27 protein-coding genes and 1 pseudogene are annotated in these 23,376 nt (G+C 35.8%); all 28 read right to left on the bottom strand.

Translation table 11 applies throughout. The annotated features are described in order from the left end of the window. Positions 1 to 56: 56 nt before the first annotated feature. The 28 genes and pseudogenes from Q5760_RS16105 to flgB all read right to left on the bottom strand — a co-directional run bounded on the left by Q5760_RS16105 (position 57) and on the right by flgB (position 22,885). Positions 57 to 737 carry a CheB methylesterase domain-containing protein gene (locus Q5760_RS16105; RefSeq protein WP_428908645.1) on the bottom strand — a complete coding sequence of 227 codons (681 nt, stop codon included), beginning with the start codon at positions 735 to 737 and terminating at the stop codon, positions 57 to 59. A gap of 8 nt (positions 738 to 745) precedes the next feature. Continuing rightward, positions 746 to 1,615 (bottom strand): MinD/ParA family protein, encoded by an 870-nt coding sequence (locus Q5760_RS16110; RefSeq protein ID WP_428908646.1) that lies wholly within the window; start codon positions 1,613 to 1,615, stop codon positions 746 to 748. A 1-nt stretch (position 1,616) separates the two neighbouring features. Continuing rightward, the gene (gene flhF / locus Q5760_RS16115) at positions 1,617 to 2,738 is read right to left on the bottom strand and encodes a flagellar biosynthesis protein FlhF (RefSeq protein ID WP_428908647.1); all 1,122 of its coding nucleotides are present in this window, start codon (positions 2,736 to 2,738) and stop codon (positions 1,617 to 1,619) included. Further along, positions 2,735 to 4,771, bottom strand: coding sequence for a flagellar biosynthesis protein FlhA (gene flhA, locus Q5760_RS16120; protein WP_428908648.1), 2,037 nt, complete (start codon positions 4,769 to 4,771; stop codon positions 2,735 to 2,737). Before flhA ends, flhF begins: the two co-directional genes overlap by 4 nt. A 49-nt stretch (positions 4,772 to 4,820) precedes the next feature. After that, positions 4,821 to 5,906, bottom strand: a complete 1,086-nt coding sequence (flhB, locus tag Q5760_RS16125; RefSeq protein ID WP_428908649.1) for a flagellar biosynthesis protein FlhB — start codon at positions 5,904 to 5,906, stop codon at positions 4,821 to 4,823. A gap of 3 nt (positions 5,907 to 5,909) precedes the next feature. Continuing rightward, the gene (gene fliR / locus Q5760_RS16130; RefSeq protein WP_428908650.1) at positions 5,910 to 6,686 is read right to left on the bottom strand and encodes a flagellar biosynthetic protein FliR; all 777 of its coding nucleotides are present in this window, start codon (positions 6,684 to 6,686) and stop codon (positions 5,910 to 5,912) included. Between the two features lie 4 nt (positions 6,687 to 6,690). Next, a complete protein-coding gene (gene fliQ, locus Q5760_RS16135) occupies positions 6,691 to 6,960 on the bottom strand; it encodes a flagellar biosynthesis protein FliQ (protein ID WP_428908651.1) in 270 nt (89 codons plus the stop codon). A 13-nt stretch (positions 6,961 to 6,973) separates the two neighbouring features. After that, the gene (fliP, locus tag Q5760_RS16140) at positions 6,974 to 7,639 is read right to left on the bottom strand and encodes a flagellar type III secretion system pore protein FliP (RefSeq protein WP_428908652.1); all 666 of its coding nucleotides are present in this window, start codon (positions 7,637 to 7,639) and stop codon (positions 6,974 to 6,976) included. Then, positions 7,636 to 8,319, bottom strand: a complete 684-nt coding sequence (locus Q5760_RS16145) for a flagellar biosynthetic protein FliO (protein ID WP_428908653.1) — start codon at positions 8,317 to 8,319, stop codon at positions 7,636 to 7,638. Before Q5760_RS16145 ends, fliP begins: the two co-directional genes overlap by 4 nt. Before the next feature lie 27 nt (positions 8,320 to 8,346). Then, positions 8,347 to 8,709: a response regulator gene (locus Q5760_RS16150; RefSeq protein WP_428908654.1), complete on the bottom strand. Its 363-nt coding sequence runs from the start codon at positions 8,707 to 8,709 to the stop codon at positions 8,347 to 8,349. A gap of 32 nt (positions 8,710 to 8,741) precedes the next feature. Then, positions 8,742 to 9,998: a flagellar motor switch phosphatase FliY gene (gene fliY / locus Q5760_RS16155; protein ID WP_428908655.1), complete on the bottom strand. Its 1,257-nt coding sequence runs from the start codon at positions 9,996 to 9,998 to the stop codon at positions 8,742 to 8,744. After that, the gene (gene fliM, locus Q5760_RS16160) at positions 9,991 to 10,989 is read right to left on the bottom strand and encodes a flagellar motor switch protein FliM (protein ID WP_428908656.1); all 999 of its coding nucleotides are present in this window, start codon (positions 10,987 to 10,989) and stop codon (positions 9,991 to 9,993) included. Before fliM ends, fliY begins: the two co-directional genes overlap by 8 nt. Before the next feature lie 34 nt (positions 10,990 to 11,023). Next, positions 11,024 to 11,452, bottom strand: a complete 429-nt coding sequence (gene fliL / locus Q5760_RS16165; protein WP_428912605.1) for a flagellar basal body-associated protein FliL — start codon at positions 11,450 to 11,452, stop codon at positions 11,024 to 11,026. Then, positions 11,439 to 11,657 carry a flagellar FlbD family protein gene (locus Q5760_RS16170; RefSeq protein ID WP_428908657.1) on the bottom strand — a complete coding sequence of 73 codons (219 nt, stop codon included), beginning with the start codon at positions 11,655 to 11,657 and terminating at the stop codon, positions 11,439 to 11,441. Before Q5760_RS16170 ends, fliL begins: the two co-directional genes overlap by 14 nt. Positions 11,658 to 11,713: 56 nt before the next feature. Next, positions 11,714 to 12,154, bottom strand: a complete 441-nt coding sequence (locus Q5760_RS16175) for a flagellar hook-basal body complex protein (RefSeq protein WP_428912606.1) — start codon at positions 12,152 to 12,154, stop codon at positions 11,714 to 11,716. 540 nt (positions 12,155 to 12,694) lie between these two features. Further along, positions 12,695 to 13,621 (bottom strand): annotated as a pseudogene (locus Q5760_RS16180) (flagellar hook-basal body complex protein); the annotation flags it as partial. A gap of 76 nt (positions 13,622 to 13,697) precedes the next feature. Further along, positions 13,698 to 14,087 carry a TIGR02530 family flagellar biosynthesis protein gene (locus Q5760_RS16185; RefSeq protein ID WP_428908658.1) on the bottom strand — a complete coding sequence of 130 codons (390 nt, stop codon included), beginning with the start codon at positions 14,085 to 14,087 and terminating at the stop codon, positions 13,698 to 13,700. A 14-nt stretch (positions 14,088 to 14,101) separates the two neighbouring features. Next, positions 14,102 to 14,734 (bottom strand): flagellar hook assembly protein FlgD, encoded by a 633-nt coding sequence (gene flgD, locus Q5760_RS16190; protein WP_428908659.1) that lies wholly within the window; start codon positions 14,732 to 14,734, stop codon positions 14,102 to 14,104. A gap of 12 nt (positions 14,735 to 14,746) precedes the next feature. Continuing rightward, on the bottom strand, positions 14,747 to 15,880 hold the full coding sequence (locus tag Q5760_RS16195; protein WP_428908660.1) for a flagellar hook-length control protein FliK: 1,134 nt from the start codon (positions 15,878 to 15,880) through the stop codon (positions 14,747 to 14,749). 27 nt (positions 15,881 to 15,907) lie between these two features. Beyond that, entirely contained in the window at positions 15,908 to 16,519 is a 612-nt protein-coding gene (locus Q5760_RS16200) for a MotE family protein (protein ID WP_428908661.1), read from the bottom strand. Positions 16,520 to 16,528: 9 nt separating this feature from the next. After that, a complete protein-coding gene (fliJ, locus tag Q5760_RS16205; RefSeq protein ID WP_428908662.1) occupies positions 16,529 to 16,972 on the bottom strand; it encodes a flagellar export protein FliJ in 444 nt (147 codons plus the stop codon). 4 nt (positions 16,973 to 16,976) lie between these two features. Further along, positions 16,977 to 18,293 carry a flagellar protein export ATPase FliI gene (gene fliI / locus Q5760_RS16210; RefSeq protein WP_428908663.1) on the bottom strand — a complete coding sequence of 439 codons (1,317 nt, stop codon included), beginning with the start codon at positions 18,291 to 18,293 and terminating at the stop codon, positions 16,977 to 16,979. Beyond that, a complete protein-coding gene (gene fliH / locus Q5760_RS16215) occupies positions 18,290 to 19,051 on the bottom strand; it encodes a flagellar assembly protein FliH (protein WP_428908664.1) in 762 nt (253 codons plus the stop codon). The genes fliI and fliH overlap by 4 nt, the downstream gene beginning before the upstream one ends. Continuing rightward, the gene (gene fliG, locus Q5760_RS16220; protein WP_428908665.1) at positions 19,044 to 20,060 is read right to left on the bottom strand and encodes a flagellar motor switch protein FliG; all 1,017 of its coding nucleotides are present in this window, start codon (positions 20,058 to 20,060) and stop codon (positions 19,044 to 19,046) included. Before fliG ends, fliH begins: the two co-directional genes overlap by 8 nt. A gap of 13 nt (positions 20,061 to 20,073) precedes the next feature. After that, positions 20,074 to 21,666 carry a flagellar basal-body MS-ring/collar protein FliF gene (fliF, locus tag Q5760_RS16225; RefSeq protein ID WP_428908666.1) on the bottom strand — a complete coding sequence of 531 codons (1,593 nt, stop codon included), beginning with the start codon at positions 21,664 to 21,666 and terminating at the stop codon, positions 20,074 to 20,076. A 45-nt stretch (positions 21,667 to 21,711) separates the two neighbouring features. Further along, the gene (gene fliE, locus Q5760_RS16230) at positions 21,712 to 22,008 is read right to left on the bottom strand and encodes a flagellar hook-basal body complex protein FliE (RefSeq protein WP_428912607.1); all 297 of its coding nucleotides are present in this window, start codon (positions 22,006 to 22,008) and stop codon (positions 21,712 to 21,714) included. Positions 22,009 to 22,032: 24 nt separating this feature from the next. Then, positions 22,033 to 22,488 (bottom strand): flagellar basal body rod protein FlgC, encoded by a 456-nt coding sequence (gene flgC / locus Q5760_RS16235; RefSeq protein WP_428908667.1) that lies wholly within the window; start codon positions 22,486 to 22,488, stop codon positions 22,033 to 22,035. Between the two features lies 1 nt (position 22,489). Next, positions 22,490 to 22,885 carry a flagellar basal body rod protein FlgB gene (flgB, locus tag Q5760_RS16240; protein WP_428908668.1) on the bottom strand — a complete coding sequence of 132 codons (396 nt, stop codon included), beginning with the start codon at positions 22,883 to 22,885 and terminating at the stop codon, positions 22,490 to 22,492. Between the last annotated feature and the right edge of the window lie 491 nt (positions 22,886 to 23,376).

Below are 23,376 nucleotides of genomic sequence, written 5' to 3' on the forward strand. Positions count from 1 at the left end.
AGAGGACTTCTGTACCTGTTGCAAGCTTTCAATACAAAAACACTTTCTGAATGAAGTTAAAGATATTTCATGACTGTTTCTGAGATTTCTTCTAATGCTATGATTTCATCTATATATCCAGTTGCAATGGCTGCTTTTGGCATTCCAAAAACAACACAAGTTTCTTTTGATTCTGCAATGGTCTTTACAAATCCATTATTCTTCAGAGCGATAAGACCTTTAGAGCCATCAGAACCCATCCCTGTCATTAACACCACAATCTTTCCATACCCCTTCAATTCTGATGCCGAAAAAAATAATAAATCAACAGAAGGACAATGTATACACTCTTTAGGACTTTTGTCTAATACAGCCATAATATTTTTTCCTGACGACTTTAGCGTTAATTGATATCCACCAGGAGCGATATAGGCCGTTCCGTTTTGTAAAACCTCTTGATTCTCGGCTTCTTTAACCTTTATCTTGGATAAGCTATTTAATCGGTTTGCTAAAGACTTCGTAAACCCTGGTGGCATATGTTGTACAACAACAATCGGTATTGGAATATTTTCAGGAAACCTCGATAAAACTGTTTGAAGTGCATTTGGTCCCCCAGTTGAAGTACCAATCAATAAAATCTTATTGACATCAGACCAATCTTTTATATGATAAGATTTACTTAGTTCTATTTTACTATAGGTAGCATCATAATCAGTAGTCTTTTTTTCTACTAAAGTTCTATTTTTTGTATCACCCAATAGAAGCACTACCTTTCGTACAGGAATCGTTTCAGTTTAGAGATAAAACTTTTATGAGTAAGATCAAATTCAGGTTTAAGGTGATTCTGTTTGCAATAGGTTTCTGTAATTTTTATAATGGCTTTTGACGCCGGTGCTCGATTATTGAATAAGATAAAAGGAGTTTGTCTTTTAACAGCCTGTGGGATTGATTTATCTTCAGGCACGATTCCTAGCAAGTCGATTTTCTGATCAAGAAAATGTTCCAATACGGTAGAAATCCGATTAAAAACAACCTGTCCTTCCTTTTCACTTGTTGCACGATTTACAAGTAAATAAAAAGGAATTTGATTGTTTTTCAAAATAATATATTTCATTGCCGCATAAGCATCTGTAATGGACGTAGGTTCAGGTGTTGTGAGTACGATTACTTCATCAACTGATAAAATAAAGCTCAGTGAATTTTCATCCATCCCTGCGCCCATATCCAAAATGACATATTCGTAGTCATCTAGAAGAGTTGAAAATTGGTTAAAGAAATCATTGAAATGTGATTTCTTTATTTGGGTTAATTGGGTCAAACCAGTACCACCAGAAATATAGTGAATACTATCAGGAACTTTACAAATCAACTCTTTTAGAGGAACTGATTCACTAAAAAAGTCTGCGATTGAATAGGAAGAAGAAAGACCCATTAAGATATCGATATTTCCCATACCAATATCCATATCAAAAAGAAGAACAGAATGCCCTTTTTTATTTAATGAAATCGCAAAGTTTAAAGCCATATTTGACTTTCCTACTCCACCTTTGCCGCTAATAATTGCAATCGATTTTGTTTGCATATTGCTATGATTTCGTTTTAATCTTTCTCGTAAACGTTGGGCTTGATCTTCCATGTTAATCGGCTCCTACTATATAATCCACAATATCTTCCGGGGTAACTGTAACCAAATCATCTGGTACATTTTGCCCATTTGTTATATATGCTACCGCACGATTCTCTTGATGAATCATATTAAACATAGCTCCATATGTTGATGTTTCATCTGCTTTCGTAAAAATAAAGCGATCGATATCAATACATGAAAATTGATGATTAATTTCTTCCATATCAGATTGTTTGGATGCTAATGATAATACTAACAATGTTTCCATTTCATGATTGAAATCAATAATGCCTTTTAAATCACTTACATATTTGGGATTACGGAAGTTTCTTCCAGCTGTGTCTATAAAGACTAGATCATACTCATCAAATTTATTCTTGGCTTGTTGAAAATCGTCTAGATTATAACAAACCTCTACAGGCACATTTAAAATGTTTGCATAGGTTTTCAGCTGTTCAATGGCGGCAATTCGATAGGTGTCAGTTGTAATGAATGCAACTTTTTTCTTAAATGACAAAATACTGAACGCTGCAATTTTGGCAAGGGTTGTCGTTTTTCCAACCCCTGTTGGTCCCACTACATTAATAAATTTTTTTGAAAATGAAATTCCACCAAATGGCAAATGGGAAATTTTTTTAATGAGTCCCTGTTTTACTAATGTCATCACATCATCAAAGGACAAATTCTCATCCTGCTTATACCAAATCTTAATGATTGTTTGTAGTACTTCATCAATAACCAAGCCACTTAATTCCTGTTTTAATAATAATTGCTTCGCTTCAGCAATCGGTTTTGGTAACGGAATGGCATCTTCATTTACATGGTTATTAAGATATTGTACTGTTTTAATTGATGGTTTCATCTCTGGCAATACTTCTAATGCTTCCTGTTTTCCTTGCCCAGCCACCATATTATCTTGTGTAGGAGTGGCTTCCTTACTGGGGGCACCTCCATTTATATTGGGAGAATCTAGTGCTGCCACAACTTCAATTCTTCTTTTTTTAAAAAAACCAAGAAATCCACCAGTCATAACCACTCTAGAATTAAGGATAATGGCATCATTTCCAAGTTCACTGCGAACAAGCTTCATCGCTTCAGGCATCGAACCTGCTCTAATTTTTTTTACCTTCATTCTATATTCACCACCCCAACACTTTGAACCTCCACATTTGTTTCGAGTTCATTATAAGACAAAATCGGTATTTGCGGAAAATAACGCTCTGTTAATTGTCGGACATACATTCTAACAGCAGGTGAACATAAAATAATAGGTGGTTGCCCAAGCATTGAGATTTGTTCAACCTGTGAAGCAATTGCCTCTAAAATTTGTTGTGAATGAACAGGATCAATTGCTAAATAGTTTCCATGCTCAGTTTGTTGTACGCCATCTGCAATGATTTTTTCTACCTTTCCTGATAATGTTACAACTTTTAGTGAATCATTGGATTGTAAAAATTGATTTGTTATTTGGCGTGCTAACGCTTGTCTTACATATTCAGTTAATATATCTGTATCTGAAGTCACTTTACCAAAGTCTGCTAATGTTTCAAAAATAACGGGAAGATTTCGAATCGAAATTCCTTCTTTTAATAATTTTGCAAGCACTTTTTGTACTTCACCAATAGAGAGTGGAGAAGGTGTTACTTCATCAACCAGTATTGGATAGTTTTCTTTCAAATGGTCGATTAATTGCTTCGTTTCTTGTCTTCCTAATAAGTCATGTGCATTATTTTTGATGATTTCTGTTATATGAGTTGAAACCACTGAAGGTGGGTCCACTACTGTGTACCCTAATATTTCAGCTTCTTCTTTCATATCTTCTGAAATCCATTTAGCTGGTAAACCAAAAGATGGTTCAATAGTATCAATCCCAACAATCGATTCATCATCAGTACCCGGACTCATCGCTAAGTAATGATCAAGTAAGAGATCACCCTGGGCCATTATATTCCCTTTTATTTTCAGTTGATATTCATTTGGTTGCAATTGGATATTATCGCGAATTCGTACAACAGGAATGACCATCCCCAGTTCAATCGCAAGCTGTCTTCTAATCATAACAATCCGGTCTAGTAAATCTCCACCTTGATTGGTATCCACAAGCGGAATTAACCCATAGCCAAATTCGAATTCAATTGGATCCATACTTAATAAACTAACGACACTCTCAGGACTTTTCATTTCATCAGAAGTTTCTTCTTCTTCCATGGTTTTTATTGACTCTTCTCCTATTTTGGGAACACGAGTTAGGCGATAACCACCAAAAATCAAAAGTGCTGCAAGTGGGATCGTTAATATATCATTAATAGGTGTAAATAAACCTAAAGCTAAAATGGTCCCACCAGTCACATATAGCATCTTAGGAAAGTTAAGTAATTGAGAAGTTATATCCTCTCCTAAGTTCCCATTAGAAGTTGACCTTGTTACAACAAGACCAGTAGCGGTCGATATGATTAAAGCAGGAATTTGACTAACAATCCCATCTCCTACTGTTAATAAGGAGAAATGGGAAGCCGCATCGGCAAAGCTCATTCCTTGTTGAATCACTCCTATTATAATTCCAAAAATCAAGTTGATTAAAACAATGATGATCCCAGCAATGGCATCTCCCTTCACGAACTTACTGGCACCATCCATTGCACCGTAAAAATCGGCTTCACGACTCACTTTTTCTCGTCTTTCTCTCGCTTGTTGTTCCGAAATCATTCCCGCATTTAAATCTGCATCAATACTCATTTGCTTTCCTGGCATTGCATCTAGAGTAAAGCGTGCCGCAACCTCTGAAACACGCTCTGATCCTTTTGTAATAACAATAAAGTTAATAATAACAAGGATCAAAAAGACAACTAATCCAACAATGATATTTCCGCCGACAACAAATGAACCAAAAGTTTCTACAACTCCACCTGCATCCCCATGAGTCAGGATCGCACGTGTTGTTGAAATATTTAACCCTAAACGAAATAATGTTAATAACAATAATAAGGAAGGGAATACTGAAAACTGAAGTGGTTCTGTCATATTCATCGATGTTAATAGTACTAACAAGGCCAATGTTATGTTCACAATTAAGAGAATGCTTAACAGCCATGTTGGAAGTGGAATAATAAGCATAGCAACTATCATAATGACACTTACTATTACAACTAATTCTCTAGCTTTCAATTTATTCCCTCCCGTATCATTTGTTTCTAACCTTCTAAGCTAAAGGAATTTATTTGACCATATTTTTTGTCCTATATACATACGCTAATATTTCTGCTACTGCTTTAAATAAATCTTCGGGAATCGTATCTCCGATTTCTGTCTGGCTATAGAGAGATCGTGCTAATGGACGATTTTCAACCATGATAACATCATTCTCTTTAGCAACATATTTTATTTTTTGTGCAATAAAATCAACACCCTTTGCCACAACATAAGGTGCATCAAATTTCGTTTCATCATATTTTAAGGCAATAGCATAATGGGTAGGATTCGTAATAATAACATCCGCATTAGGGACTTCCTGCATCATCCGACTCATAGACATTTCCCGTTGCTTTTGTTTAATCTTCCCCTTGATCAATGGATCGCCTTCCATGTTTTTATATTCATCCTTAATGTCTTGTTTAGACATCCGGATATTTTTTTCAAAATCATATTTCTGATATAGATAGTCAAGAAGAGCTAAAAACAATAATGCCCCACCTGCATAAAGCCCCATTTGAATGGTTAAATCCACTAGAGTTAAGAGGGCTGAACCAATCGATTTTTGTGATAGAACAAGAATTTCATCGATCCGATTCCATAAAACAAAAAAAGTAATCATTGAAACAATGATGATTTTTAATATTGATTTTAAAAACTCTATAATCGATCGCATTGAAAAGATTCTCTTAAATCCTTTGATAGGATCGATTTTCTCTAATTTAGGTTGAATGGTTTCAGTCGAGAATAAAAAACCAATCTGTAAATAGTTCGCTACCACTCCTACCACAAGTGCAACAAGCATGATGGGACCTATAATCTTTGCTGTTTGAAATAAAGTTTCATTAAAAACCATAAAAATACTTTCTTCAGTTACGGCTAATTCCATATATTCTCGAAAAGAACGTTGAAAAATAACTAAAATATTTTCTAATAAAAAGGGACTTGCAATGGAAAAGAAAAAAAAGATTCCTAAAATGGCAATAGCTGTATTGAGATCTTGACTTTTAGCAACTTGCCCTTTTTTACGTGCATCGTTCCGTTTTTTCGGTGTCGCTTTTTCGGTTTTTTCTCCAGCAAAATACTGTAAATCCAACTCTAGTAGTTTCAATATTTATAAACCCCCAAGTAACTCCATAAGTCCCCTCATCGTCATAAGCATCGTTTGAAAAAGTTTTGAAACCACGATCATCATCGTACTCATGACAACGATTAATAAAAAGAAACTAACCCCAATTTTAAGAGGAATACCAACGACAAATATATTTAATTGGGGGAAAGTCCTTGCCGCGATCCCTAGGGCTACATCAACTAGAAATAGACTTGCAACAACTGGCAAAGACATCTGCAGCGCAATCATAAACATTGAGTTAAAGGACTGTATAATATACTGTGCAACATGTTCATGTCCTAGTGGGAGCCAGGCTTGTTCTAACGGAATAAATTGATAGCTGTAATAGATCCCATCTAAAATTAAATGATGACCATTTGTCGATAATAAAAATAACAAACTTATAATATACAAATACTGACCCATAATTGGGCTTTGAGCACCTGTTTGAGGATCCATCACGTTAACCATCCCAAAACCCATTTGAAAATCAATGAACCCACCTGCGGTTTGAATTGCTGACAAGATCACGTAAGCGATAAAACCGATTAAGATCCCTACCATTGCCTCTTTCATGATTAGTAAATAATAGGTCGCATCAATTTCTAGTACTGGTTTTTCCATCGAAAAAAACATGATAAGTGCTAAAAAAAAGCCAAATCCAACTTTAAAAGTAGATGGAATGGTCCGATAAGAAAAAAGTGGGAGCATTAAAAAAAAGGAAGTTACCCTGACCAGTACTAGTAAAAAGACAGGAAATGTTTCGATAAAGTCTACCATTTTGTTACCCTATATACCTGATTAAATTAGAGAAAATGTCACTTGTGTAAGATAGCATATGACTTAGCATCCATGGTCCAAAAATGACGATTCCTAGTAACACGGCAACAATTTTAGGAATAAAAGCTAGAGTTTGTTCTTGTATTTGAGTGGTTGCTTGAAAAATACTTACAATCAAACCAACCACAAGTGCAATAATTAACAGAGGTCCACTGAGCAAAAGTACCATCCATATTCCATCCTCTGCAATGGCAATAATCGTCTCTGGAGTCATATATTTCACCTACTTAAAAACTTTGTAAAAGAGACTTAACAACTAAATACCATCCGTCTACAAGTACAAAGAGTAAAATTTTAAACGGCAAGGAGATCATAACAGGCGGAAGCATCATCATACCCATTGACATCAAAACACTTGCTACTACCATATCTATCACTAAAAAAGGAATAAAGATCATAAAGCCGATCTGAAAAGCGGTTTTTAATTCACTAATCGCAAAGGCTGGAACTAATGCGGTTAAGGGAATATCGTGTAGCGTTTCAGGAGGATCGACCTGTCCATATTCTAAAAATAATGCTAAATCCTTTTGTCTTGTATGTGCGCTCATAAATTCTTTAAAAGGAATGGCTGCTGCGTCATATGCTTCTTCCAAATTTATTTCATTATTAAAAAGAGGTGTAAGGGCTTGATCATTAACTTCTTGAAATGTTGGTGCCATAATAAAAAATGTCATAAACAAAGATATTCCAATTAACACTTGGTTAGGAGGCATTTGCTGTGTGGCTAATGCCGTACGGGTAAACGATAGGACAACAACAATTCGAGTAAAGCACGTCATGAGAATTAAGATGCTTGGTGCTAAAGAAAGAACCGTAAGTAAAAGAATGAGTTTGACCGATGTAGAAACATTTTCTGGTGAACTTCCATTAAAAAACTCCATAAATTCATTCATGATTGATCCTTATCCTTTTCACTTTCCAGTTCAGCTAATATATTTTTTCGTTCTTTTGACATTTCATCTAGTTGTTTTTTTAATAGACTTTGAAAAGACGAAGACTCCGGTTTGACTTCGATTCGCTTTCCTTTTACTAGTTCCAACATCCTTGTGATTGCATCATTCGGCTTTGCGATTTTGTCCAACTTTTGATTATAGTCTGTCAGAATTCGATCAAACTCTTCCCCTTTTTCAATTTCGGTTAACAACTGGATATCATCCCCTACGCCCACAACAAGGATTCTCTCCCCGACTTTAATGATCTGGACTGAGCGATTAGTACCCACCGTTAATCCCCCTAAATTAACAAGTGTATTGGATGTTTGCCCAAAAGCGCCCTTTTTATTAACCAGCTTTAACACAAAATAAAGTAAAGCCACTACAAACACAGTCGCAAAAAGCATTTTCATAAAATCCCATACTGTTAACCCTACTCCGTTAGTGTTCTCACTTATTTCAGGCTGCTCGTTCGTATTCCTTTGATTTTCATCTATGTTTTTTTGTTCTTCCCCAGAAATAGGTTGTTCCAAATATTCTTTCACACTTTGATTTTCTGACTGTGCAAAAGCATGAGATTGAAACATAAATAGGTTCAGAAACAAAATTAGGCTAATCAAACAACGTTGTTTATGTTTCAATATCTTACACCTTCTAAGTTCAAATCTTTAACTAAGTGTTTTTGAAATGGCTTCTAGTACGCGATCTGCTTGGAATGGTTTAACGATAAAGTCTTTTGCGCCAGCTTGAATGGCATCAATGACCATCGCTTGTTGTCCCATTGCAGAGCACATAATAATTTTTGCGTTAGGATTAATTTTTTTTATTTCTTTTAAAGCTGTAATGCCATCCATCTCAGGCATTGTAATATCCATAGTCACAAGATCTGGTTGTACTTCTTTATACTTTTCTACAGCTTGTGCTCCGTCAGCTGCTTCTCCAACAACTTCATATCCATTTTTTGTTAATATATCTTTAATCATCATTCTCATAAATGCCGCATCGTCTACTATTAAGATTCTATTTCCCATACGTATTACCCCCGCTAATCACTTTTGTTTAGTTATTTTAATCTTTTTAATCGATCAGATTGACTCAATATATCTGTTACACGCACACCAAAGTTCTCATCTATGACGACTACTTCTCCTTTTGCAATCGGACGATTATTGATGAGGATATCAACTGGTTCTCCAGCTAATTTATCAAGTTCGATAATGGACCCTGGTGATAGTTCTAAAATTTCCTTAACGGTTCGTGTTGTTTTCCCTAATTGAACGGTTACTTGCAAAGGAATATCAAGCAGAATATCTAAGTTTTTAGCTTCTGAATCTTGCAACTGTACAGGTTCAAAATTCGAAAACATCGCTGGTTGTACATTGGGCTGTATCCCCTGTGGAATTGGAGCGCCAAAATGTTGTGGTCCGGAAGATTGTTTTGTCTGTTGCTCTGGATTGGAAGGAGCATATTGATTGGTTGGCTGTGTATATGGAACCGTATTCTGTACGCTACTTCCTCCAACGTTTTGGTTTACCATTTGATTGTATGGTTGACCAACATCCATTTGCTGTGATTGTGTAAACATGTCCTGTGGCTCTATAGCAGAATTAGGCATTTTTGCCTGTTCAGGCTCAGGCGTCATGGACGGGTTTAACAATTCGTTAACTAAGCTTTTGGCAAAATCAAGTGGTAATAATTGCATAATAGTAGAATCTACCAATGACCCGATTTTTAATCTGAAAGATACTTTTACCATCATTTCTTGATTTGGTAGTTTCTCCGTACCTTCTCCTTGCTGAATATTTAATAGATCAACTGTAGGAGGAGAAATATCTACTCGCTTATTAAAAATTGTTGACATCGAAGTGGCGGAAGATCCCATCATTTGGTTCATCGCTTCCTGGACTGCACTTAACTGAATCTCACCTAACATTTCAGCCGGATTGATACCATCGCCACCAAGCATGAGGTCTGCAATAATTGCCGCATCCGATTGTTTAATAACTAAAAGATTTTCACCAGAAAATCCTTTTGTATAATTTACCTGTATAGCCACGTTTGGTTGTGGAAACTCTTCAGCTAGTTGACTTCTAAATATTAAAGATACTGTAGGGGTTGTAATGTCTACTTTTTGATTCAGTAACGTCGAAAGAGCAGTAGCTGAACTTCCGAAAGATATATTTCCTATTTCCCCTAATGCATCCTTTTCCATTTCACTCAAATGATCTTCTATATTTAAGGGTGCTAGGTCCTCTGAAATATCGTCACTACCTCTTAACAGAGCATCTATCTCATCTTGTGAGAGCATTTCGTTACTCATGCTCTTCGTCCCCTCCTTCCAATGTGTCTAATACTTGTATCGCTAATTTTTTATTTATTTTGCCAGGCTGTCCAATAAATTTAGGAATTTCTCCAACCTTCACTAGTAACGGATCTTCTATCATTTGATTTAATTCAATGACATCCCCAATATCTAGAATTAAAAAGTCCTGAATCGAAATATTGGATTTCCCTAGTTCAACAGAAATAGGAACCTCTGCTTGCTTAATATTTCGTTGCAGTTTTTCAATTTCAATTGGTTCCCTTTCTTTTTTCTCCGTCTGCATCCAATACTGCATAGACAATTTTGGAATAATGGGTTCCAACACGATATGGGGGATACATATATTAATCATCCCACTCGTTTCGGCAATGGTCGTATCTAATGAAATGACCACAACGGTTTCGTTTGGAGAAACCATTTGTAAAAACTGTGGATTGATTTCTAACTCCGAAAGAACTGGATCAATATCGGTGATATTTCCCCAAGCTTCTTGCAAATAGTCACATGCTTTTTCAAACATGGAAGTCATAATTTTCGTTTCAATCTCGGTTAAATTATCTATTTTATTTACGCTTGTCCCTTTGCCTCCCATTATCCGGTCTAACATTGAATAAGCAATATTTGGATTTACTTCCATAATAATTCTTCCTTCTAGTGGAGGCACTTCAAATACATTTAATATCGTCATTTTGGGAATGGAACGGATAAATTCCTCATATGGAATTTGATCGGCCGATGCGACACTAATTTGGACATATGTTCTTAATTGTGCTGAAAAAAAAGTGGTTAATAATCGGGCAAAATTTTCGTGTATTCGTGTTAAACTTCTAATCTGGTCTTTTGAAAACCGGAGTGCTCGTTTGAAGTCATATACCCTTACCCGTTTTTCAGACTCCTCTTTTTTTAAATCATCAGCATTCATTTCTCCTGTTGACAATGCAGATAAGAGCGCATCTATTTCACTCTGTGAAAGTACATCTCCAGCCATCCATTACACCTCCGATACTTTTCTTTCTTTACGGCTACTGGAGGAGAAATTGAGTGATATAAACTTTCCGAATCTCACCATCTTGCATGATTTCATTGATCTTGGTTTTCAGGGTTTCTTCAAGTTTTAATTGTCCTTCTTTTCCTTGGATATCTTCTGCTTTCAGACCAGAGAGTTCTAAAATAATGATGTTATGAACCTGAAAGTTTCGTTTGTCCAATTCTTCCTTTGCCTTTTTACTGTCTGTTTGGATTTTGAAAGATATACGTATAAAATCATTACTTGCAAGATTGGTAGTAATTTCTTCGATATCGACCGTTGACTCCAGTACTTCATCAATTGTAGGTTCAGTTTGTCCAGTTTGATTATTGGCATTTAATAACATAACAATAGCCACAGCTCCTACAAGGGTAATGACAATAAGGACTATCAGCATTGTCATAACAAGCTTATTCTTCATTATTTCCCCCTCCTAACGGCCTACCAAGAAGATTTACGGATTTATAGAATTGATGGATTAAACCCAAAACTTCTTTTTCGGTTTCTTTAACAATATATTTATGTCCGTTTGTCAACGTAATGGTTGTGTCTGGAAAGGACTCAATCGTTTCTATGTACAACGCATTTATTATAAATGGTTTTCCGTTTAATCGCGATACTTTTATCACTGTTAATTTCAGGGTTAAAGGCAGCCCCTTAACCCTGTTCCTCCCTTAAAATGAAGTTAGCGTTTTAAATTAACTAATTCCTGTAATATTTCATCAGATGTGGTAATAATTCTTGTATTTGCCTGAAATCCCCGTTGGGCCGTAATCATTTCAGTGAATTCTTCAGACAGGTCCACATTGGACATTTCAAGTGACCCTGCTGATAGTGAACCTCGTCCAACACCAGGAACATCAATATCAGGATTACCGGAGTTGATTGATTCTTGGAATAGGTTTCCTCCAGCATTCATTAATCCCGATGAATTACTAAACTTTGCAATGGCAAGTTGTCCTAAAATAACAAGTTCACCGTTCGAATAAACCCCTGTGATTTCTCCTCCAGAACCAATACTAAAACTTTCTAATGCTCCCTCAATGCTTCCGTTTGGATTAATTAGGGCTGTTGTAGCTCCCTCGTATTGAGAAAGAGATGAGAAATCAAACTGTAGATTAACCATTTGCTTACTTTCATCTGCAACCGTTTCTTCATCATTAATCAGTCCCGTTGGGATTTCGAATGAAAAATTTCGAAGTGACTCATCATAAGGAATTTTGCCATCTACGAAATTTAAAATATGAAGAGGTTGTGTTTCTGGCGTGATATTGATTTCCCCTACTTCTATTGGAGTACCTTGAGCAGGATCCAATGGTGTTTTAGCTTTTAAATCGATCGTCCCTATATAGGATATATACTTTGAATATTCTTCAACCTCATCAGCAGTAGCATTGTTTCCTGGTTTTGGCATAGACCTCCACCCTGATACATCTATCGTAATTAATTCTGCTCCACCATTTATTGGTATATCCATTGGTCCGTTTCCAGTAATGTGAATAGGATTATTACTAGGATTAGTGGTATCTTGTAGATAGTAACCAGGAGTAGTGACAATTGCTGGATCATCTAAATACGCAACTTTCCATTGTAAATCATTATTACCTGTATACCCATCATCATCAATCACATTGATAGCTAACGATGAACCAATCGAATCACTATCGATTGTAGCCTTGGAGGGTTTCACATATCCCGATAAATCAAGTTGTAAACCATTTAGTTTTTCCTGATCACCTGCATTTGCTACTTGTAATTTTTTCGTAATTTCGTTATAGGCCATTTCAACTTTTGTACCATCACCAAGAGTTAGAAAGTACTTATTTCCACCATCATTTTCATACGTTAACTTCCAATTTTCATAATTATTGCCAGTGAAACCTTCTGGGTTCGTAACCTTAATTCCACCAGTGGTTACAACAGAGGATGGTTTAGGTGCTTCATTCGCATAAATCCCCCATTGATCTTGTCCTAATTTTTTATAGTAGATGGTACTATTTTGCTTTAGACCCCGATCATCGACTACAACGATTTGTTGAGAAAATACGGTGTTTTTAATGGCATTAGCAGAAAGATTTTCTGAAAATTTGATTCCAGTTGAAGCAATTCCAGGCAATAACCCGTTGACATTGATGGCAACATCCCCAAGTTGATTTGTTAGATTACCATTGGCATCAAATTGAAAAGCTTGAACTTTTAAACCGTCAGCATTAACTAATGTCCCGTTGTCATCAAGATAAAAGTTCCCTGCACGAGTATAGTAGGATTGGTTTCCTTGATTTACGATAAAATATCCGTCGCCATCGATTCCAAGGTCTAACGAACGTCCCGTTGTTTGCATGTTACCTGTTGTATGAATATTGTCAATCGTAGCCAAAGAAGAGCCTAACCCTACTTGTACCGCATTCTTTCCGCCACGATTATCCGAAGATGCCGTTGCCCCTGAAAGCATTTGATTCATCGTGTCTTTGAACGTTACGCGTCCCTTTTTAAAGCCATAGGTGTTTACATTCGCTATATTATTCCCAATAACATCTAGTTTGGTTTGAAAGTTTTTCATTCCACTTATACCAGAATACATCGATCTTAACATCCCTAATCTCCCCTTTCAGTAGCAGTTGTATCAATCACTCAACAACTACAAAGCCTCCGCTTGCGGTCCAGCTTTATTAATCCATTAAAATGGTTCCATTAATATTTGTAAAAATATGAGCTGTTGCTTCATTTCGATCCATTGCTGTAATGACCGTTTGATTTTTCGCACTAATAATTAATGCTGCATCGTCCAATATCACGAGCGAATCATTGACACCCATATTTTTTGCCTCATTCACTTTTTGTCCAATTTGACTCCATTTTTCCTCGTTAATAACAATACCTCTTTGTTCTAATCGCTGTTTGGCATGCTTAGATAAAGTCAATTGATTTTCGTGTGATGTAAAAGCAGTTTGTAATTCATGAGCAAAGTTTTTTTGTCCGTTTTGAAGTCCCTTTAGTGGTTTCTGTCCTTCATTATGAATGAAAGGGTGTTTGTACGGTCTGTAAATCTTATTTGTCATCACAACTCTCCCCATTATTCAATTTTAATGATTTGATTTGCAGAAATAGGTTCTTTTCCATCCTCTAATATAAAAGATGAAGCTCCATTTTTAAACGATACCGAGCGAACGGTTGACGATAATTCTTGTTGACGATCATTGAGATATGTAACTGTTTTTCCAATCATCATACTTGCTTGCATCATAAACGTTTCTGGATATGCCTCATGTACTTGAATGATATTTGCTGGTTCTATTTTAGTTCCATCGTCTAACGTAAATATAACTGTATTGTCTTTAAATTGAATGCTCTCGATTTTATTTTTCCCCTCTTGGATTTCAGTGTTTCCGTCTCCAAGGTCGTTGTACTTGCTCCATGTTACGTTTTTACCAATAAACTGTTGATAGGTAATTAATTGATTTTGTCCTTGTTGCCCAATCAATTTTTCTAATAAACTATTCATATTGGTGGTTTGCTCTAATGTAGAAAACTGAGCCATTTGTGCAATAAAATCCGTATCCTCCATCGGATTTGTCGGATCTTGATTTTGTAATTGTGTCATCAATAACTTTAAAAAATCATCTTTTCCAAGGATATTTGAACCAGTCTGAGATTGTTTTTTTTGATAATTGGATAACAATAATGAGGAATCAATCGAATTTACCAAACCTTTCACCCCCTATATCTCTTCGTTTATTAATATTTCAGCAAAGGACTCCTGGAAAGTCTCATTCTCTTGCTGGTGTTCCTCTTGCTGTTGTTGTCTTTGTTCCTGTTGTTGCTGAGAATCTCTAGAGTTGAATCTTTCTTGGAAATTCAATTGTGATGAAATCTCTAACCTTTCAACTTGAATATTCTGCGAATGAAATGCATGCTTTAAATTTTGTAATTGAGATTCTAATATTTCCTTTGCAATCGTAGTAGTTGTCATAAATTTCGCTATCAAACCAGATTCTTTTTGTAATAGTTCTATTCTTAATGCTCCTAAGTGCTCTGGATATAATTTAATAAATAGTTTTTGCGCACCAGGGCTCTGGTTTACAAATTGACTTTTTGCAAGTATTGACTCAAATTGGCGGATCAGTTGTTCCGTCGATATCGATTTATTAGATTGGTCATGAACCAATGTCATTTGATTAGGATACATGATTTTTTGCTGAATAACATGATCGTTTGATATTATCGCGAAGGTTCTATTCAGGCTTGGATTTTGTTCTTTTGTATCTTTTACAACAGCTGAAAAAACCTGATTCACATATTCATTTCGATTGAATGGTTCCTTTTGTTTTAAAAGGATTTCGATTTTTTCAGATACCTTTTGTACGATAGCTAACAGTTTAGGTTGCTCTATATCTAAGTCTTGTAGATTAAGCAACTTTGTATTTGTCGGATTTGAATGTTGATCGATTTCCTTATTGTAGAGATTAAAGATGGTTAAAAATTGAGTTACTATGAAAAGAAGATCTTCATTGTTCGTTCCCGCATTTGAATGGGTTTGTTGAAATAAATTAGCCAGATCCTCTATTTTCAACTCTTCTTCTATCCTAATTGAACCATCATTATTACCTTCGAGTACAATATTTAAAAAATTAACAACATCCTCATGGTTTAATAGTTTATGTAGCACCATGAGTTCTTCGTCAGATAGTGATACGTCATTCAATATTTTGGCATCAACTTTGCTATTTTCCACGTTTTCACCATTCAAGAATAAACTAGAAATCACGGTTGAAAAAGGTATCTTTGATTCATGATTTTCTATTTTTTGTTTTGGTAAAGTCTGAGTCGCAAAATCGATTCCCTCCATTCTCATTGCTTCACCCCCTTTCAATTTCTAATACTATTCAATTGAATCCAAACCACTAATCAACAGCAAGTTTGCTGTATATTTAGCAGCCTCTTCAGGAGTCATATTTTCTAGCAATCCAGCAATTGTATCCGGTTTTAGGCTTGATAAGATCTTTGTTGCCTCACTGTCCTCCATCGAGGTAATAATCGGAGCAGCCTTTTTTGCTGACATACTTTCAAACGTATTGACTATTTCTTTGAACGATTTTGATTCACCATTCTCTGCGTTTAAGAGATCATCTATTTGAAACTCTAATTGCTCCTTTTCAAGAGTTAATGATTGAATTTCTTTATCTTTACGATCAATCTCTGTTTCTAACTCCGTGATGGTTGCTTCCTTTAATTCAACTTCACTCTTAAGCTCTGATATGTTTTTTTCCAAATCCTCGATCATTTGTTTATCAGACTTTTCTGCACTTGTAGAGATGAATGGGAGTTTTTCACCCAATTCTATTGCTTTTCCCCACACATCCACACCAGCAAACGAGGCTACAATTGATGCAACGATGAGAGCAAAAAAAGTGGGTATAACGATGACCCCAAAAAACCATTGAAACTTATTATATTTTTTTCCGTTATTTTCGTTTAATAATTCTTCTTCCATATCGAGCACCTAACTTCCACGATGCATATATTGTTGAATCGAAATATCATCCATTTGTTTAGCTTCCATTTGTTTCATTTCCTCTAAATAAACAAGTTTATCTTTTTCTTTTAAAATCTCATACTTTTTTACTTCTATATTTTTATTCATCAGTTTTTCTTGGTAAAAAAGCATCTGATTTCTTGCGTTCATCACAATTTTTTGATAATGATCAATGGTTTTTTGTAAATTTACTATAAAGCTTTGATGGTGCCTAATCTCCTGTACAGGTAGGCCCTGTTCAAGTTTCGAACTTTGATAAATTTCTAAATCTTCTTTCTTTTTAAGGGTTTGATACAATTTTTCAGCTGCCTCTTCAAATTTTTTTACTGAATCATTGTAAACGGATTGAGCCTCATCTTTTTCTCGTTCTTTTAATTTCATTATTTTTTCAAGTTTAAAATGATAAACCATAATCCTATTCACCTTTTCCGACTAATTGCTTTAAAGAATTGATACTTTGTTGCATGGTCGATTTTTCATTTGTTCTTTGCTTTAAAAATGAAATGATTTGAGGATATTTATGAATGGCTTCATCAATGTCTTTATTTGACCCTTTTTTGTAAGCACCAATATTTATCAAATCCTCTGAGTGATAATAAGTACTTAATAATTCTCTAAGACGTTCAGCATGTTTGATATGTTCCATTTCTGATATATTGTTCATTACACGGCTAACACTTTTTAACACATTAATGGCAGGATATTGCCCTTTATTCGCTAAATTACGATCCAAAACAAAATGTCCGTCCAATATTCCGCGGACCGTATCTGCGATAGGCTCATTCATATCATCCCCATCAACTAATACTGTATAAAAAGCGGTAATGGATCCAAGTTCATTTGTTCCTGTTCGTTCTAACAATCTAGGAAGTAAAGCAAAAACAGATGGTGTATATCCTTTCGTTGTAGGAGGCTCACCTGTTGCAAGTCCAATTTCGCGTTGTGCCATCGCTACCCGTGTGACGGAGTCCATCATCAGCATGACGTTTAATCCTTGGTCACGAAAATATTCAGCAATTGAAGTGGCTGTTAAAGCCCCTTTAATTCTCATTAATGCAGGTTGATCGGATGTCGCAACGACAACGATCGATCGCTTTAACCCTTCTGGACCAAGATCTTTCTCAATAAATTCGCGTACTTCACGACCTCGTTCACCAATTAAGGCAATCACATTCAAATCAGCTGTTGTATTCCGAGCAATCATTCCTAGTAATGTACTTTTTCCAACACCACTTCCTGCAAAAATACCGACACGTTGACCATTCCCCACTGTAAGGAGACTATCAATCATTCTTACGCCCACCTCAATCGGTTCTCTAATCGGTGGACGTTTCATTGGATTCGGTGGATCTTGATCTGTTGGTACCGACTGCAAGCCTTTTGGTAACGAGTAACCATCTAATGAATTTCCTAGCGAATCGACCACATTCCCTATAAGAGCGGGTCCAACTTTAATTTCTAAGGGTTTCAGTGTTGCTTCCACAAAACTACCTGGGGCAATTTCATTTACAGATGTATAAGGCATTAGAATTACATTTTCACCTTTAAAACCAACGACTTCAGCCTTAATCACTTTTTTATTTCGTTGTTGAACATGAATCAAACAGACATCACCTATAGAACTTTCAGGTCCTTGGGATTCAATCATTATTCCGACCACCTGTTTAACACGACCATAACGCTTGAAGGCATCTAGCGTTCCTAACGATTCAATTAAAGTGGCAGCTTTCATGAAGAAACACCATCTAAACATTCTGTTAAAGCTTTCTTTATTTCTGATAGTTGGATATCGATGCTTGCATCAATCCGTCCGTATGCTGATTCAATTAAACAACTACCTTCTGTCAAATCACTATCAGGATAGATCAATAGATTCGTATTATTCGTAAACAGAGCTAAAAGATCATTTTTTCTCGAAACAATGAATTCATAGTTAGTAGGGTGTACAAGGATTTGCACATCAGCTAATTGTTTTACTTCTTTAATGGCTTTTTTCACAAGGGAGAAAAAATAATTTTGATCACCCTCTATTTTCGTTGCTATCACTTTACTTGCAATCGCTAGCGATAATTCTAATATCGTTTTTTCAGAGGATTCTAAATAAGTAACATAATCTTTTTTCGCTGAGTCAATCACCTTTTTAGCTTCATTAATTTGTGAAGTATATTGATCAAACCCCTGTCTTTCTCCCTCTTGCCATCCAGCTTGGTAGCCTTCTTCCTTCGCTTGGTTTATTAAAGCAACCTTTTCTTGTTCCCATAATACCTTCTCCTGTTGTATAGCTGCTAAGACCTTCTCTTGTTGTATTCTTGCATCGCGAACGATTTTTTTAGCTTCTATTTTTGCTTCTTCTATTAATTCAATAGGAGTGGGATTGATTTCATCTTGTTGACACTCTGGTTCAAAAGAGGTCTGAAACTTTTTTATTGAAATGACCTTTTTGGCAGTTTCGACTGGATAAGTCATTTGAGATTTAATGAGCCTAGACAATAATATCATCTCCTCCACCACGGGCAATCACAATTTCCCCGGCATCTTCTAAGCGCCGAATTATCGCAACGATCCGAGATTGAGCTTCTTCCACATCACGTAAGCGAACAGGACCCATATATTCCATTTCTTCTTTAAATGTTTCAACCATACGAGAGGACATATTTTTAAAGACAATTTCTTTCACTTCATCACTAGATACTTTTAAAGACAGTAATAAATCTTCATTTTCACATTCGCGAATAATCCGTTGGATGGATCGGTTATCAAGTGTAACAATATCTTCAAATACAAACATTCTCTTTTTAATTTCCTCAGCAAGTTCTGGATCTTGTATTTCAAGGGCATCTAAAATCGTTCTTTCTGTTGTACGATCCACACCATTTAATACTTCAACAACCGCTTCAACTCCACCAGTTTGCGTGTAATCCTGTGTAACTGTAGTGGACAATTTACGTTCCAAAATTTGTTCTACTTCATTAATGATTTCTGGTGAAGTTCGATCCATGATTGCAATTCTTTTTGCAATATCTGCTTGCATCTCCTGGGGCAATTCTGACAAAATTTGCCCCGCTTGCTGAGAATCTAAATAAGATAAAATTAAAGCAATAGTTTGAGGATGCTCATTTTGAATAAAATTTAATATTTGAGCAGGGTCCGCTTTTCTAGCGAAATCAAAAGGACGAACTTGTAGGGAAGAGGTAAGACGATTTAAGATAACCGTAGCTTGCTCTTCTCCTAACGCCTTTTCTAAGACTGTTTTTGCATAACCAATCCCGCCCTGAGTAATATAGTCCTGAGCAAGTGCTATTTGGTGAAACTCCTCTACCACTTCTTCTTTTGCAGAACTATCTACTTTTTTTACACCTGAAATTTCCAATGTAAGTTTTTCAATTTCTTCTTCATTTAGATGTTTATAAATAGATGCCGAAACATCTGGACCTAAAGAAATTAATAGAATGGCCGCTTTTTGTTTTCCGGTCAATCCCTTTTGATCCTTCTTGGCCATTACTGATCCCCCTTTAATCCTCAGCCATCCATGATCTTAATAGTTTGGCAAATTCATCAGGCTTTTCTTTTGCCATTTTCTCTAATTGTTTTCTTCTTAATGTATCTTCTGTATCAACGGTGTTATTTACATCAGGAACTTCAACAGGCGGCTGATAATCTTCTACCATGTCCTCGAAGTCATCATCTTGTTTCCGTCTAGCTCGTACAAATAAGAAGATCAACACAACAAGTGCAAGCACAAGAATTCCGCCGATGAGATAAATCCACCAAGGAATTATTGGAGTTGCAGGCTCATCAAATGTCATTTTTCCTTCAAAAGGTTGAACAGAAACAGCAATTTTTTGTGCGATGGCATCGTCCGTAAGCGCAGGATTTTCATCCTTATCAATAGATGTCCTAACAATGGTTGCCAGCATATTGGTAATATCATCCACTCGTTCCTGTGGCAATGAATTGATATTTTCCACATCCGGCGGTTCAACCATCACTTGAATACCTAAATCTCTAATTTTATATGGACTTTCGATTATTTCTTTTCTAATTCTATTAACTTCATAATTAATCGTATCATTCGATTTCTCATAATCTCCGTTGCCAGTATTGCCTTCTAAATATTGAGTGCCAAGTGGATCTGCCGGGTCTTCTGCTGGCGGTGGTCCCCCTGTCCCATTGTCTGTACCCGTATAAGTCTCTGTGATTTTTTGAGCACTAATCGCAATACCCTCCATGTTTTCCTCATCGACAGGAGTTACTAGATTTTCTTCGCGATTTTCTTGACTAAAATCAACATCAGCTGTAACAGAAACAACAACTTTATCGTGACCGATCAACGTTCCTAACATACTTTGAACTTGTCTTTGTAAATCACGTTCAATTTCTTTTTTAATCTCCTGTTGATTAGCAAAAACTGAACCGGAAAAATTATTTTCATTTTTTAAATCAAAATACTCAAAGTTCTGGTTCATGATGACGATATTATCAGTAGGTAGGTTCGGAATACTTTTTGATACTAATTGGTACAAGGCCTGTATTTGGCTTTGTTCAAATTTATATCCTGGTTTTGTGTTAAGAACAATCGATGCAGATGCCTCACTTGCAGTATCAGAAACAAATATTCCAGTTTCGGGAATCGTGATCATCACCTTTGCATCATTGATTCCTTCTATTCCTTTTATTAAATTTGCCAACTCGGTTTGCATGGCATCAAGTTTCATTACATTAAACTCATTTTCCGTTGTCCCCATACCGGCATTTTGACTAAAAAATGAATAATCAATACTGCCCGATTGTGGGAGTCCTTCTGCTGCAAGCTCTACTTTTAATGTATCAGCTAACTCTTCAGGAACCTTAATAGTGGTTCCACCATCAGCAATTTCCGATTTTATCCCTCTTGAATCAAGGCTCTCTTTTATAGAACCGGTTTCTGACGGTGTTAAATTACTATATAAAGGGACCAAATTAGTCTTTGTCATAGAAAAAGTAATAAGCCCAGCAACTAGTAAAATGAGCACGATCGTACTAATCATGATAATTCGTTGTTTTTTTGAACGATTTAACCAGTACTCTTTAAGCGGATTTATAAATTTTTGTAGCGACTCATTCATTTATGATCCCCCTGGTATATTGGCCAAACTTTGTATATCACCCTATTAAACTTGCATTCTCATCATTTCTTGATAAGCTTCTACTGCCTTATTTCTAATTTCTAATGTTAATTGCATTGTGATACTGGCTTTTTGAGAAGCGATCATAACTTGATGTAAATCAACGTCTTGACCTAACGCCATTTTTTCTGTTAATTGGTCTGATTTAATTTGCGTTTCATTCACTTTATTTAGCGAATCTTTTAAGAAAGAAGAGAAACTCTTCTGTGCTTCAAAAGGTGTTGCTTTGGTAGCTGTCGTGTTTGGGTTATTTAATGGGTTGATCGATGGGTTAAACGATATATTGCTCAACCATTACACTCCTCTCTATTTTCCAATTTCCAATGCTTTCATTAACATATTTTTCGATGCATTTAATACCGTTACATTTGCTTCATAAGATCTTGTAGCACTCATAAGATCAACCATTTCCCGAAGCGGATCAACGTTTGGCATTCTCACAAAACCTTCATCATCTGCATCAGGATGATCTGGATCATAAACTAATTGAAAAGGAGTGTCATCTGCCTCAATTTTCGTTACTTTAACACCATTTCCAACACTGTTTTGATCACCACCCATTGCACTTTCTAGATAAGTAGAGAAGGAGTTCTCTTTTGGTTCCATTACAACCCTTTTTCGTCTATACGGCTCCCATTCTCCATCTACCAAATTGGCACGAGTTGTATCTGCGTTTGCCATATTAGAAGAAATAACGTCCATTCTTAATCGTTGTGCTGTTAAGGCAGACGACGTGATATTCATACTATGAAACATAGACATTTTACTTTCCACCTCTAATCACATTTTGCAGGGAGGAAAATTTCCCGCTTACTCTTTCGATTAAAGCATTATAGTAAATTTGATTAGTTGCCAAGGAAGTCATTTCCTTATCAATATCCACACTATTACCTGACTCATGATAATTGAATGGGTTTTTATGTAAAACAGTATAAGATACATTTGTTTTACGATTTACATCAATATGTTTTGGGTCTGTTTTAGTCATTCCTAACGATCCGTTTAAAGCCTGATCATATGCTGCTCTAAAACTAACCTCTTTTGCTTTATAGTTCGGGGTATCTACATTCGCAATATTTTGTGAGATCACTTTTTGTTTTGTTGCTGAATAATTTAACGCATGACTCAATGTCGAAATCGCACCTGAAAATAAACTCATACTAACACCTCTATTTCGTTTCAAAGAAAATATTAAAAAATGTAGATATTTGTCGATATACATGTTTTATTGTAAAGAAATTAATAAGATAAGTCTATGATAGACTTGTAAATTTTCTTATGAAAAAGGGCCCAATTTTAGGTAATAGTTCCGATATTCCCAAACAGTACCCTGTTCATTTCTAATGCTATTTAACTTATTTGAATAATATTTTAACAATATCAATGATTAAAGTCCTGTATGAAAGGTCACATTTCAAAATTGTCGAAATTTGTTCAAAATTAGGAAAGAATAAACACCTTGCCAGCTCCGTATGGACTAACATTCGCAGGTTGTGCAGACATTGACGTTGACGTTCTTCCCTTCCAGATTAAAGAAGCCAATTGAGCAAAATAGAGCTCAAATCGGTGTCGACGTAATCGTTGCGGATGAAGCAAGGAAGTTCACGAGCAGTTCTAACGGAAAAGGCTTATACATTTTTTACCCATAAT

It is taken from the genome of Niallia sp. Kr1 (assembly GCF_050389805.1).
Classification (GTDB): domain Bacteria; phylum Bacillota; class Bacilli; order Bacillales; family Cytobacillaceae; genus Bacillus_BD.